The organism is Cupriavidus oxalaticus, assembly GCF_038900635.1.
GTDB classification, from domain to species: domain Bacteria; phylum Pseudomonadota; class Gammaproteobacteria; order Burkholderiales; family Burkholderiaceae; genus Cupriavidus; species Cupriavidus oxalaticus_B.
Genome location: NZ_JAYMRX010000002.1, coordinates 12,270 through 25,458, shown reverse-complemented (window position 1 = coordinate 25,458; position 13,189 = coordinate 12,270). Strand labels below are relative to the sequence as shown.

The following is a 13,189-nucleotide window of genomic DNA, read 5'->3' as shown; positions in this document are numbered from 1 at the left end:
TCATTGCGTCCGGTGCAGGTAGGCTTCGACGTAGCTCACGCCGAACTTGATCAGGTCGCGGGTATCGCCGGAATGATGCCCCGCCTCGGCGGACACCACCAGCGCCTGCGCCAGTTCGCGCAGGCGGTTGCGCAATGCCCGCTTGTCCGACCCCGCCGCGCTCCTGAAGTGGATAAAGGCCTTCTCGGCAGCGTCCGCGATGGCGACCGCCGTCGCCTGCCCTTGCTCGCCTGCCTTGACGGCAGCGTTCACGATCTCGTCGACATAGAGCGCCACGATGGGCGTCACGCCGTCGTTGCCGGTCATTACCGGATGGCGGATCGCGTCGCCGCGGGCCTGCTCGTCCACGACGACCTGGGCCCGCCCGCGTATCGGCGCGATCGGCGGCGCCGGCTGGCCGCTATGCCGCATCGAGCCGAAGCGCTGGGCAAAATGCCAGGTAAATTCGGCACCCAGCAGGAAAATCTGGGCGGCGTAGTACACCCATAGCAGCAACACCACCAGCGACCCCGCCGCGCCATACCCGCTGGCCACGCCACTCTTGCCGATGTAAAGGCCGATCAGGAACTTGCCCAGCGTGAACAGCAGCGCCGTGACGACGGCGCCCAGCCAGACGTCGAACCAGCGGATCTTGGTGCGCGGCATGATCTTGTAGATCATCGCGAACACCACGGTCGTCAGCACCAGGCTGATGATGGTGTCCAGCGCGTGCCCGACCGCCTCGTCGACGCCCAGCAGCGGGCCCCACTCACGCCCCATCGCCGAGATGCCGGCACTGAGCAGCAGCGAAACGACCAGCAGGAAGCCGATGCCCAGGATCATGCCGAACGACAGCAGCCGCGCGCGCAGCAGCGAAAACAGGCCCGAACTCTTCTGGCGCTGCGGCACGCGCCAGATGCGGTCGAGTGCCGACTGCAGCTCGGCAAACACCGTGGTCGCGCCGATCAGCAGTGCCACCACGCCGATGATCGCGGTGACCGTGCTGGCCGCCGGCTCGCTGACTGCGATCAGCATGTCTTCGACCACCTCCGCCCCTTCGGTGCCGATCAGCCCATTCAGCTCGCTGACGACCTCGCCGCGCGCCGCGTCCGCGCCGAATATCACCCCCGCCACGGTGATGACGATCATCAGCAGCGGGGCAATGGAAAAGACGGTGTAGTACGCCAGCGCCGCGCCCATGCTCGGGGCATAGTCGTCGATCCACGAATTGATGCTCTCGCGGATCAGCTCGAAGGCGGCGCGCGGCGACACGGGGCCAAGGGAAAGCATGCGAGGTCCTGTCGCGACGTGTCCTGCATGGCAATAGCAAATCCCGTTCCAGAGCACCGGCGCCCGCATTGCGGCGCCTGGGGCGACATTCTGGCGCTCCATCCTGCAACGGGCGCTTCCAGAATTACCAGGCGCGCGCGCGGCTGTGCGCCATGTGCCTGCCAGCATACGCGGCGGCCCATGGCGGCGCTGATGGCAAACCGGCGGCGCCTTTTCCGGCCCTCACGCGTCGTCGCGCGGCGCGGCAGTCGAGCCGCGCACGATCAGCTGCGGCGTCAGCTGCACGGTGACGGCATCGGATCCCGGCTTGTCGATCTGCCGCAGCAGCAGCCGCGCGGCCTCCTCGCCCATTTCATGGACGGCGATGCGCACCGTGGTCAGCGGCGGGGTCAGCGCATCGGCGAACGGCATGTCGTTGTGGCCCACCACCGAAATGTCGGCGGGGCACTGCAGTCCGCGTTCGCGCAGCAGGTCGTAGCAGCCCATCGCCACCAGGTCGTTGCCGGCGGCGATGGCGGTGACCGCCGGAAAGGCTTCGAGCAGTTGCGCGCACGCCAGCTTGCCGGCCTCGCGCGAATAGCTGGCGGCCTCGATCACGTGCCAGCCCTCGCGGCGCAGGCGGTGCCGCCTGACCGCCTCGACAAACCCCTCGCGCCGCAGGAAGCCGGTGGACAGCGCGGCAGGCCCGGCGATATGGCCGATATGGCGATGGCCCAGGCCGACGAGATGGTCGACCGTCAGCCGCATCGCCAGCAGGTTGTCGCTGACCACGCACGAGACCCGTCCCGTCTCTTCGCCGCGGTTGACCGTGACGACGGGGATATGCTGCCGGATGCAGTAGTCGAGCACCGCGTCCTCGCGCTCCGCCGTCGCCAGCACCAGCCCTTCGACCTGCCGGCCGATCATCTGGTCGATGATGAAGCGCTGCCGGCTCTTGTCGGTTCCGGCGTTGACGACGATGGGCACGTAGCCCTGCTGCGCCAGCACCGACTCGATCCCCGCCAGGATCGGCGGGAACACCGGGTTGGCGATGTCGGGCAGCACCACGCCTACCAGCCCGGAGCGCTGCGTGCGCAAGCCCGCGGCGATGCGGTTGGGGCGGAAGCCGCGCGCCTCGGCCACCTCCAGGATGCGCGCCGCCACATCCTGCGCCACCAGGTGCCGCGTGGCCGGGTTCATGACCCGCGAGACCGTCGAGTAATGCACGTCGATCTCGGCGGCCAGGTCTTTCAGGGTGAGGCGCTTGCGCTCGGACATGACGGCAGGTGGGTGGGCGGGGGCCGGGGAATGGTGGGATGCGACATTTTAAGGGAACGAGGGCTGGTGCTTCGCTTCGAGCGACATATTTGCGGTCAACTTGACGTGGCTGAGGCTTGGCATCTGGCGGATGCATCTGGCGGATACTTGATGCGCCCGGTTCCGCCCTGAAGGGCGGGTAACTTTTTGTCCGAGCGACAAAAAGTCACCAAAAAGCGCGTTTACGGCCCTGCGGGCGGCCACTCTTATCGTAGTGGGCCGGGGCTTTCGTACGGGGCTTTACTTCGTTGCAGGGCAGGGCTGCCTGACGCCCTGGTGCGCCACGGTGGCTGGGATTGACGTGGTGATTGAACGAGCCCAGAGCTGTGGGTGGTCCCTGCTGCGGGCGTCAACTTAGAAGCGCCTACGGCTGCGCTGCGCGCCGGCTGCATCTCAGGTCACTGGCCCTGGCACGGAACGCGTCGCTGCGCTCGCTTGGCGCTATCGCCGATGAGCCCAAGCGTCTGCCGCCGCCCGCTTGTTTGCTCCCCTCTCCCGCGCGCGGGAGAGGGGCCGGGGGTGAGGGCCGGAGCCTCCACGAAGTACAGCGCTTTACTTCCAGACTGCCGGGCCGCTCCCCAACCACCCAATCGGCACGCTTGTGCCACGGCGATACCCAGCCCTTACTCTCCGGCCCTGACCCCCGACTGCCGCACCACCGGCGCCAGCTTACCGATTTCCGCCTGGATATACGCGGCAAACTCCTGGGGTGACGAACGCCGCGGCTCGGCGCCCTGCGCGGCCAGGCGCTCGCGCACATCGGGCGATGACAGCGCCTTGCCGATCTCGGCGTTGAGGGCGTCGACGATCTCGCGCGGCGTTCCGGCGGGGGCAAGGATGCCGAACCACGAATCGAAGGCATAGGCCGGCAAGCCCGACTCCGCAACGGTCGGAATATCCGGCAGCGCGCTGGCCCGCTTTGCCGTGGTCACCGCCAGCGCGCGCAGCTTGCCTTGCCTGACGAACGGCATGGCCGAGACAGAGGGCGCGAACATCATGTCGCCGCGGCCGGCCATGACGTCGGTCAGCGCTTCGCCGGTGCCTTTGTACGGGATATGCGTGATGTCGATGCCGGCCTGCATCTTGAACATCTCGCCGCTCAGGTGTGTCGAGCTGCCGGAGCCCGCGGAATCAAAGTTCAGTGCGCCCGGCGTGGCCTTGGCCGCCGCCACCACGTCGCGCACCGACTTGTACTTGCTGGCCGCATTGACCACCAGCACATTGGGCACGCTGGCCACCAGCGAGACCGGCGCGAAGTCCTTCACCGTGTCATAGCCGAGCCTGGGATACAGCGTGGCGTTGATCGCGTGCCCGACCGACACCAGGATCAGCGTGTAGCCGTCCGGCGCGGCCTTGGCCACGCCGGTGGCGCCGACGGTGCCGCCCGCGCCGGGCCGGTTGTCGACGATCACCTGGTAGCTGCCGCCCTCGGCCATCTTGCTGCCGAGAATGCGCGCCAGGATATCGGTGGCGCTGCCGGCGGAAAACGGCACCACCAGCCGGATCGGCTTGGTCGGGTACTGGGGCTGTGCACTGGCGGCGGGGGCGGCCGCCAGCATCAACGTCGAAGTCAGCGCCAGCACGGCGCCCTGGATGGATCGAATCATTCCTTGTCTCCTCATTGCCGGTCGGGACGCGTGTGCCGCGCCTCAGAAGAAATGCCGCATGCCGAGCGCGACGGTCTGCGGGTCTGCGCCCGCGCTCACGCCCAGTTCGTTGATGGCAAAGTCATAGATCGCGTTGCGCTTGTTGTTGATGCGGCTGTAGTACGCAAACAGCGCCGTGCGCTTGGACAACGGGTAGTCGTAGCCCACCGTGACCTGCGTCGCGCCCGTCTCCGCGCCGCTGCGGAAGAAGCCGACGGTCTCGGTGGCATTGCCGGCGCCGTTGCTGGCCAGCCCGAAGCCGATCCGCACGCTGCCCGGCCCCAGCTTCTGCACCACCGACGCGTAGTAGCCGTTGCGGGTCAGGTCGCCGGTGGCGGTGCGGTAGTGCAGCCGTTCATAGAGCAGCGCGACGGTGGTGCTCGGGAACTTGTAGGAAACCCCCGCCTTCATCGCATCGTCGTTGCGCCCCGCGGTCTGGTAGTGCTGGTGGATTTCGTAGGCCAGCACCACGTTGAGCGGACCGTCGTCGTAGGCGGCGGAAAACGAGTACAGCCCGGGGTTGCGCGGCACCGTGGTCTTTTCCTCGTTGACGCCCCACGCGGCCGCGCCGCTGAAGCCCGCCAGCGACGGCGTCTTGTAGACGATGATGTTTTTCTGCCGGCGGTCGAACGCGCTGGTGTCCTGCACGTTGTCCGAGCTCGACGTGGAACCGTTGCCGATCAGCGCCATGTAGCCCGCCGTGGTCGGGTAATACGGATCGTAGGCCGCGGTCGCCTCGGTATAGGGCGTCTGCCAGTGCCCCATGAACAGCGTGCCGGCGTTGCCCTGCAGCCCGATGCGGGAGTTGCGCCCCGCGATCTGGCCCTGGCCGGTGTCGAGCGAGACATTGCTCTCGATCTGCCAGATCGCCTTGAGGCTGCCGCCCAAGCCTTCCTCGCCGCGCATGCCGAACACGGAGCGGTTGTTGGTCAGGCGGCCGACGCCGCCAAGGCGCGTGCCGTCGGTCGCCGTATTGGCATAGGAATACTCCAGCGCGGTGTTCAGGCGCCCGTACAGCGTCACGGACGACTGCGCGCCGGCGTGGCCGCTACACGCCGCGCCCATGGCCAGCAGCAGCAAGCGGCTCCGCTTGGAAACGGATGTCATTGGTCTCTCCCCTGGGGTTGTGGTCATTCTTTTTGTAGTCGCATTTTTGGTCAGCGCTGTGTACTTCGGCACTGCAATCGTTTGCATCTTTTGCGCGAAAAATCAGGCCTTTGGATATGGCATCGCCAGCAGCAGCAAGGCGGGCCGGTTGCCAGGGTTGGACACCTGCCGCGCCTCGCCCGGCGCCAGCCGCACCGAGTCGTACTGTCCCAGCGTGACGGCCTCGTCCGGCGTGCGCACGCAGACCTCGCCTTCGAGCACGACGTAGTGCTTTTCCACCGGCGAGGCATCCAGCGCGGTATGCCCGCCTGGCAGCAGCACCGAGACCCCGAGCCACAATGCCTCGGAAGGCCCCGCCTCGTGTCCCTGCAGCCGCAGGCAATGCATGCCGTCGTGGTTGGGCGGGAAATACGCCGGCGCCCGGGCAAAGCGGGTCGTGTTCATGGCTTGAGCACCACGCGCTCGGTCGCGCCTTGCAGGACCGCGCGATACGCGTCCTTGGCATTGGCCAGCGCGTAGGTGTAATCGGACAGCACCGGGAACGGCCGCAGCGCGCCCGAGGCGAACATCGGCGCGAGCTGGTCCAGGATCTGCGCGCACGCGCCGCTGTCCAGCGCCAGCGTGTCGACGCCGACGTACGTATGCTGGCCGCGGTAGAAGGCAAAGATGTCGAAGGGCACCGGCTTCTCGATGGTCGAGATAAAGATCTGCGTCGCGCCGACGGCCATCGCCTGGTTGGCCTGCTCGAAGTACGGGCTGCCGACGGTGTTGTAAACGATGTCGGCGCCATGGCCGTCGGTCTCGTCGCGCACCACGCCGGCGATCGCTTCGCGGCTGGCGTCGATCATGCGCACGTCGCCGCTGGCATGGCCGCGGTAAGGCTCGGCCGTGCGCTCGACGGCAAAGACGCGCGCGCCCAGCGCCGTGGCGATCTGGATGGTGGCCTGCCCGACCTTGCCATTGCCGCCACAGACCAGCACGGTGCTGCCGGCCTGCGGCATGCCGGCGCGGCGCAGGCCCTCATAGGCGGTGATGAACGGCACGCCCACGGCGCCGGCTTCCAGCAGCGACACCGAGGCCGGCTTGGCGCGCACCGCGCTGGCCGGGATGCGCAGGTACTTGCCATGCGTGCCGTCGCGGCGGATGCCGAGCTCGCCGCCGCTGCCCCACACCTGCAGGCCCAGCAGCGCGTCCGGCCCGTCGATCACCAGGCCGGCATAGTCGCGGCCGGGGGTGCGCGGCCACACCGCATGCGGCATCAGGCCCAGCGTCGCCTTCACGTCGCTGGGATTGACCCCGGCACTGGCGACTTCGATGATGCATTGGTCCGCAGCGGCATGCGGGCGCGGCACGCCGAGCAGTTCGAGGTTCAGCGCCTCGATATCGGCGGCTTTCTGGTTCACGCGGATCGTGTTCATAAGGTTTGTCCTTTCGGGAATCGGCAATTCGGTTGGCGGGCTCAGGCTTCGCGCAGGCCCAGCGTGCGGCGCGCTTCGGCAGGCGTCGCGATCTCGCCGCCGAGCGAGCGCACGATGTCGCGCGCCTTGGCGACCAGCGCGGCGTTGCTGGGCGCCAGCACGCCCTTCTCCAGGTAGATGTTGTCTTCCAGTCCCACGCGTACGTGGCCGCCGGCCAGCCATGCCTGCGCCACGATCGGGAACTCGGCGCGGCCGATGCCGAAGGCAGACCAGTGCGCCCCGGCGGGGAGCATGTTGCGCGCATAGAAGATCGTCTCGGGCGTGGGTGCGAAGCCGTACTTGACACCCAGCACGAAGGTCCACAGGCCAGGCCCGTCGAGCACGCCGTCGCGGATGAAGTCGAGCGCCATGTTGAGGTCGCCCGAATCGAAGATCTCCAGTTCCGGCATGACGCCGGCGGCGCGGATCGCGGCGGCCATCTTGCGCACGTTGGCGGGCGTGTTGATGACCACGTCGCCGCCGGAGTTCATGGTGTTGAGGTCGAGCGAACACACGTCCGGGCGCAACGCGGTGATGTGCTCGACGCGCTTGCCCGGAGGCAGCAGCGTGGTGCCCGGCGCCGCCACGCGCGGCTCGTCTTCGCTTGGCACGAAGCGGCCGCCGGGGCCGGTGGTGAGGTTGATGATCAGCGTGCGGTTGCGCGCGCGGATGCGGTCGATGACATCCGCGTAGTACTCGAGCGCCATCGACGGGCGGCCCGTCTCGGGATCGCGCACGTGGATATGGGCCGCGGCGGCGCCCGCTTCGGCGGCTTCGAGCGCGGCGTCGGCGATCTGCGCCGGCGTGACCGGCAGGCCGGGATGCTGCTCGGGGGTGACGATATTGCCGGTCACCGCGCAGGTGATGATGGTCTTGCGTGCGTGCATGAGCGAATGTTGCGAATGTTGGCTAGGAACAAGAGAAAACGGAGCGCGGCGCAGGTCTAGCCGAGCTGCCGGCCGCCGTCGACGACGATGGTGGTGCCGGTGGCAAAGCGCAGCGAGGTCGCGCACGCGGCGATGGCATCGGCCACGTCCTGCGCCTGGCCGATGCGCTGCAACGGCGTGGTCCTGGCGGCGCGCTCGTTGAAGCTGCTGTCGCGTCCGGGCACGAACGCGCTGTCGACCACGCCGGGCGAGACGTTCAGCACGCGGATCTGCGGCGCCAGTGCGCGACCCAGCGACATCGCCATGACATCGAGCCCGGCCTTGGCCGCGCAGTACGCCACGTTGCTGCCCTGTCCGTTGCGCCCCGCGATGGAGCCGACATTGACCACCAGCCCGTCGCCATGGGCGCGCAGGTGCGGGGCGAAGGCACGGATCGCGGCGAACTGGCCGCGCCAGTTGATGGCGAAGAGTTCGTCGATCAGCGCGTCGTCGAGCGCGTCGAGGTCGCCATGCGGGATTGCCCGCGTAAAGCCGGCGGTATTGACCAGCATGTCGACCCGGCCGTAATGGCAGATGACTTCGTCGGCCAGCGCGCGCAGCGAGGCGCTGTCGGCAACTTCCGCGACGGCGGAAAGATGGTTGCCGGCTGGCAGCGCGGCCGCCGCGCTGGCCGCCTTGTCGGCGTCGCGGCCGGTCAGGACGATGCTCGCGCCGAGTCGGGCCAGTGTTTCACCGGCGGCAAAGCCGATGCTGCCGGTGCCGCCGAGGATCACGGCAACCTTGCCGGAAAGGGGGGATGCGCTCATGTTCGGAGTTGAATTTGCGTGAAAGGAAAACGGCCGGCGTTCAGTCGATCGGCGGCTTGGGAAAGGTCTGCTGCCCCGGCTCCAGCGTGAAGTCGAAGTCCAGCGTGTAGAACGGCGCCGGCACGTCGCCCCACGCGCTGCTGCCCTGGTCGTGCAGCTGCAGCGTGCCGACCAGTTGCCGGTGCACGCCGAAGGTGACATCCGAGGCCAGCTTGTCGGCCTCGTCGGCAAACACCTGCGTCACCAGCGTCCGATGTCCCGGCGCCGCGACGATGAAGTGGATATGCGCCGGCCGGTACGGATGGCGCTGTTGCGCGGCCAGCAGCGCGCCGACCGGGCCGTCGGTCGGCACCGGGTAGCCGGCCGGGCGCACCGTGCGGAAGCGGTAGCCGCCGTCGGCATCGGTATGAAAGCAGCCGCGCAGGTTGCGGTCGGGCTGGGCCGGGTCCTGGTTGTCGTACAGGCCTACCGGCGAGGCCTGCCATACCTCGACCAGCGCGCCGGCCAGCGGCGTGCCGTCGGTGCCGCGCACGGTGCCGCTGACCAGCAGCGGCAGGCCGGGCGCGTCGTCCTGCACCACGCAGTCGCCGCAGGCATAGCGCGGCGCGTTGGCGCGGTAGAACGGTCCCAGCAAGGCGCCGGGCGTGCGGCCGTCGCGGGTGCTGTTGTTCATCACCGTCACCAGCGTCGACAAACCCAGCACATCGGCGGCGAGCACGACCTCGTTGTGCGTGGCGTGCGTCGCATGGCCGATGCTGGCAAGCCAGCCCAGCGCGAACTCGAACTCTTCGTCGGTCAGGCGGGCTTCGCGCAGAAAACCGTGCAGATGCCGGACCAGCGCATCCATGACGAAGCGCAGGCGTGGGTTGGCGGTTTCCGCCATCGCGGCCAGGACGATGCCGGTGACCGAATGCTCGTCGTCTATCAGCGTGGGGCGCGGGGCCGGCGATACCTGCCGCGCGATCGATGTGTCCATGTCATGCCTCCTTTGCAAACGTTTGCATCATTATCGGCGGCCCACGCGGGAGGTCAAGGTGAAAGTTCGGACCGGCGCACCCGCGATGCGCGTCTCCCAGGGAAAATCGCAATCAAAACAAGCCGCTACGCCGCATTCTCGGGACAAACCCTAGGCACTTCCCGCCCGGGCGGAGGGTGGTATTTGTGGGTACATCTGCCTATATATGCCTTGCCAGGCACTAAATCGGCGTTAACCGGCATGCCAGCGAGCGCTGGCCGCGCCACAATGCAACGGCAGCGTGGCCCTTCCCGCTCATACAAGCGTTGAGCTGGTGGAAGCCCGGTCACAATCGTTGCCGAGGACTTGGCACAGTAATCGCTAACGTGCAGAAAGCCCGACGTGCCTGCGATGCCCGGGTTTCTGGCAATGCCGCCAGCGATCCCCTTCGATCCCTCCTACCTACCAGAGGAAAACCGATGTTCTCCGCCGCCCAGCGTCCGCAGCCGACGCACCCCGTTCCCTGCCCGCCCCGCAGCGTGGCCACGCCGCCGCTGCCGCAGTGGATCGCAGCCCGCATGTCAGAGCATTTCGATGCCCGGCTGGGCAAGCTCTGGGGCGGCGACCACCTGCTGCACGGGCGCAAGCCGGGTCCCGATGCGCTGCACCTGAGCAGCAACGACTACCTCTGCCTGCTGGGCGAGCGGCCGTTGCTGGAGGCGCAGGCGCGCGCGCTGCTGGACGAACGGCCCGAGCTGCTGATGTCGTCCGTGTTCCAGTACGGCGAGACCCCGCAACGGCACGTCGAGCGCAAGCTGGCCAACCTGATGCAGGCCGAGGACGGGCTGATCGCGCAGTCGGGTTGGGCCGCCAATGTCGGCCTGGTGCAATGCATCGCCGGGCCGGGCGTGCCGGTCTATATTGACATGAACGGCCACGCCTCGCTGTGGGAAGGCATCACCGCCGCCGGCGCGCAGGCCGTGCCGATCCGCCACAACGACGTGGGCCATGCGCGCCGCCAGGCCGAGCGCTTCGGCCCCGGCGTGATCATGGTCGACGCGGTGTACTCCACCACCGGCGCCGTGGCGCCGCTGGAGGAATATGTCGCAGTGGCGGAAGCTACGGGTTCAGTGCTGGTCGTGGATGAGTCGCACTCGCTCGGCACCCACGGGCCGTCGGGCGGCGGGCTGGTGCCGGCGCTGGGGCTGTCGGAACGGGTGCATTTCCGCACCGCGTCGCTGGCCAAGGCCTTCGCCGGGCGCGCGGGCTTCGTCACCTGCTCCAGCCGGTTCAAGGACTTCTTCGCGGTCGAGTCGCGCCCGGCCATTTTCAGTTCGGGGCTGCTGCGCCACGAGGTCGCGTGGTTCGACGCCGCCATCGATTTCATCGCCGCGGCAGACCAGCGGCGCGAGCAGCTGCATGCGATCACCTGCCAAACCCGCGAAGCGATCAGTGCGCTGGGGTACAACATCAGCGACGGCTCCGAGCAGATCATCGGGCTGGAGGCAGGCACCGAGCCGCAGGTGATGGTCCTGCGCAATGCGCTGCAGCAGCGCGGCATCTTCGGCGCGGTATTCTGCTCGCCGGCAACCCCCAAGAATCGGGCATTGATGCGACTTACCCTGCATGCGAAACTTAGCGCCGGTGAAATCGACCGGCTGGTCAGCGTCCTCGCCAGTATCCGCGACGAGGTGCGTCTGGAAGAATGGTCATCGACGCGCCGCAGCCGGCGCAAATCCCCCAATCCCAAAGAGGAGCTCGCCGCAAGCTCCCATGAGGAGTAGCCGTTGGAGATGGAAGCAGAGTTGGCCGACTCAGGCGGCCGCAGGCGCCGTACCGGTTTCTCCGGCCTTTGCAGCCTTGCCCGCCGGGCCTGGCAGTCGGTGTTCGAAACCGCGGCACGGGCCATCCTGCTGGACGAGGAAAGCGTCATCCGCCTGCGGCGGATCCAGATGGTGGGCGCGCTGGGGGTCATCGGGCACCCGCTCTACTACCTGATCTGGTCCTATGTGTTCCCGCAGCCCTACGAAAGCCTGTGGCTGCGGCTGATCTGCACCGCGCTGTTCGTGCCGCTGCTGTTCGCCAGCGCGTTCTCGCACCGGCGCTGGCTGCCGCCCTACGCGCTGTTTGCGATCACGGTGGGCATGCCGTTCGCCTTCATCTTCCTGTACCTGGAGAACGGCGGGTCGATGGCCTGGGCCGAGTCGGTCATCATCGCCGTGGTGATCCTCTATCACTTCAATACGGCGTTCGCGACCATCTCGCTGCTGTCCGGCGCGGCGGCCGCGGTGGCGCTGTTCGTGCTGGCCGGCAATTCCATGGGCGGGATCCCGTGGGAGCCGGTGCTGCTGCAATTGCCGATCATCGGCTTCGTGATCTCGGTGCTGGTGGTGATCAAGCTTGACCGCCAATTGCTGATCGAGCAGAAGCGGCGCGGCATGGCGGCCGCGCTGGCCACCGTTGCGCACGAGCTGCGTACGCCGCTGACCAGCCTGAGCGTCAGCGCTTGCGGCCTCAAGGCGCGGCTGCCGGCAGCGCTGGACCAGGACGCGCCGCGCCGCGAGGGGCTGATGCAGGCGGTGGCGCGCATGGAGTCCGACATCGCGCATATCAGCAACAGCATCGAACTGCTGGTGGCCAACTCCAAGAACCCGGAAAAGGCCACGCGCGAGCTGTTCGAGCTGGGCGGCGTGATCCGCGACACCATCGCCCGGTTCCCGTTCGATGAACCGGGCCGCGACATCGTCACCTTCGATCTGCCCGGCCCGGTGCGCGTGCTCGGCAACGCGCAGCTGTTCGGGCTGGTCATAACCAACCTGCTGAAGAACGCGCTCGAAGCGATCAAGCGCGCCGGCAAGGGCGATATCCGGATCTGCTGCGAGGTGCGGCCGGACGGGGTGCACGTCACCTTCCGCGACACCGCGACCGGGGTGCCCCCTCAGGTGCTGGCGCGCATGTTCCAGCCCTTCTTTTCCTACCCGGCGCACCGCGGCACCGGCATCGGGCTGGCGTTCTGCCAGAACGTGCTGACCAGTTGGGGCGCGGGCATCAGCTGCCGTTCCGTCGAGCATGAGTTCACCGAGTTCGAGATCCGCTTCCCGCACAAGGACCACTGAGCGACATCAGCCTGACAGCGCCAGCGCCACCTGCTGCCGCAGCCGCGGCAGCACATCGGTATCGAACCACGGGTGGCGCTGCAGCCAGAAGCGGTTGCGCGGGCTGGGATGCGGCAGCGGAAAGAACGCTGGCAGGTAGTCGGCGCAGGCGGCAACGGTATCGGCCAGCGTCGCTCCGGCCCGGCTGCCGAGGTAGCAGGCCTGTGCGTGGCGGCCGACCAGCAGTGTCAGCCGGATATCCGGCATGGACGCCAGCAGCGGCGCATGCCACAGCGGCGCGCATTCGCGCCGCGGCGGCAGGTCGCCGCTGGCGCCCTTGCCCGGATAACATAGCCCCATCGGCACGATCGCCACCTTGCCGGCGTCATAGAACTGCTCCGGCGTCAGCTGCAGCCAGCTGCGCAGCAGGTCTCCGGAAGGGTCGTTCCAGGGGATGCCGGTTTCATGCACGCGCCGTCCCGGCGCCTGGCCGACGATCAGCAGGCGCGCATGGGCGCCTGCCTGCACCACCGGCCTGGGCTCATGCGGCAAGGCGCAGGCGCGGCAGGCGGCAATGTCGGCGAGGAGCCGGTCAAGCGTGGTGGATCGGGTACGAGGCAAGATCAGCGGGGCTGGGGAATGCGGGGCTTCCCAGTGTAAGCGCTTGCCCG

General features: G+C 68.1%; 12 protein-coding genes. 2 read left to right on the top strand and 10 right to left on the bottom strand.

The genetic code is table 11. The features are described 5' to 3' along the window. The 9 genes from VSR71_RS04395 to VSR71_RS04355 all read right to left on the bottom strand — a co-directional run bounded on the left by VSR71_RS04395 (position 1) and on the right by VSR71_RS04355 (position 9,444). A complete protein-coding gene (locus VSR71_RS04395) occupies positions 1-1,269 on the bottom strand; it encodes a YihY/virulence factor BrkB family protein (RefSeq protein ID WP_428979345.1) in 1,269 nt (422 codons plus the stop codon). Positions 1,270-1,491: 222 nt separating this feature from the next. Continuing rightward, positions 1,492-2,526 carry a LacI family DNA-binding transcriptional regulator gene (locus tag VSR71_RS04390; protein WP_342912704.1) on the bottom strand — a complete coding sequence of 345 codons (1,035 nt, stop codon included), beginning with the start codon at positions 2,524-2,526 and terminating at the stop codon, positions 1,492-1,494. A gap of 662 nt (positions 2,527-3,188) precedes the next feature. After that, positions 3,189-4,172 carry a tripartite tricarboxylate transporter substrate binding protein gene (locus VSR71_RS04385; RefSeq protein ID WP_342912703.1) on the bottom strand — a complete coding sequence of 328 codons (984 nt, stop codon included), beginning with the start codon at positions 4,170-4,172 and terminating at the stop codon, positions 3,189-3,191. Positions 4,173-4,214: 42 nt separating this feature from the next. Then, positions 4,215-5,318, bottom strand: coding sequence for a porin (locus VSR71_RS04380; protein ID WP_342912702.1), 1,104 nt, complete (start codon positions 5,316-5,318; stop codon positions 4,215-4,217). 102 nt (positions 5,319-5,420) lie between these two features. Beyond that, entirely contained in the window at positions 5,421-5,762 is a 342-nt protein-coding gene (locus VSR71_RS04375) for a cupin domain-containing protein (protein ID WP_133094357.1), read from the bottom strand. Then, entirely contained in the window at positions 5,759-6,736 is a 978-nt protein-coding gene (locus VSR71_RS04370) for a zinc-binding alcohol dehydrogenase family protein (RefSeq protein WP_342912701.1), read from the bottom strand. The genes VSR71_RS04375 and VSR71_RS04370 overlap by 4 nt, the downstream gene beginning before the upstream one ends. Positions 6,737-6,777: 41 nt before the next feature. Continuing rightward, positions 6,778-7,662, bottom strand: a complete 885-nt coding sequence (locus VSR71_RS04365) for a 3-keto-5-aminohexanoate cleavage protein (protein ID WP_342912700.1) — start codon at positions 7,660-7,662, stop codon at positions 6,778-6,780. Positions 7,663-7,718: 56 nt separating this feature from the next. Further along, positions 7,719-8,468, bottom strand: a complete 750-nt coding sequence (locus tag VSR71_RS04360; protein WP_342912699.1) for an SDR family oxidoreductase — start codon at positions 8,466-8,468, stop codon at positions 7,719-7,721. 40 nt (positions 8,469-8,508) lie between these two features. Further along, a complete protein-coding gene (locus VSR71_RS04355; RefSeq protein WP_342912698.1) occupies positions 8,509-9,444 on the bottom strand; it encodes a dioxygenase in 936 nt (311 codons plus the stop codon). Between the two features lie 458 nt (positions 9,445-9,902). Here VSR71_RS04355 and cqsA point away from each other — a divergent pair, with 458 nt between their 5' ends. Together cqsA and VSR71_RS04345 are read left to right on the top strand one after the other, a co-directional pair. Next, entirely contained in the window at positions 9,903-11,207 is a 1,305-nt protein-coding gene (gene cqsA / locus VSR71_RS04350) for an alpha-hydroxyketone-type quorum-sensing autoinducer synthase (RefSeq protein ID WP_342912697.1), read from the top strand. A 9-nt stretch (positions 11,208-11,216) separates the two neighbouring features. After that, positions 11,217-12,539: a HAMP domain-containing sensor histidine kinase gene (locus VSR71_RS04345; RefSeq protein WP_342913115.1), complete on the top strand. Its 1,323-nt coding sequence runs from the start codon at positions 11,217-11,219 to the stop codon at positions 12,537-12,539. A 6-nt stretch (positions 12,540-12,545) separates the two neighbouring features. Here VSR71_RS04345 and VSR71_RS04340 read toward each other — a convergent pair whose 3' ends face one another. Beyond that, positions 12,546-13,139 carry a uracil-DNA glycosylase family protein gene (locus VSR71_RS04340; protein ID WP_342912696.1) on the bottom strand — a complete coding sequence of 198 codons (594 nt, stop codon included), beginning with the start codon at positions 13,137-13,139 and terminating at the stop codon, positions 12,546-12,548. Positions 13,140-13,189: the final 50 nt, after the last annotated feature.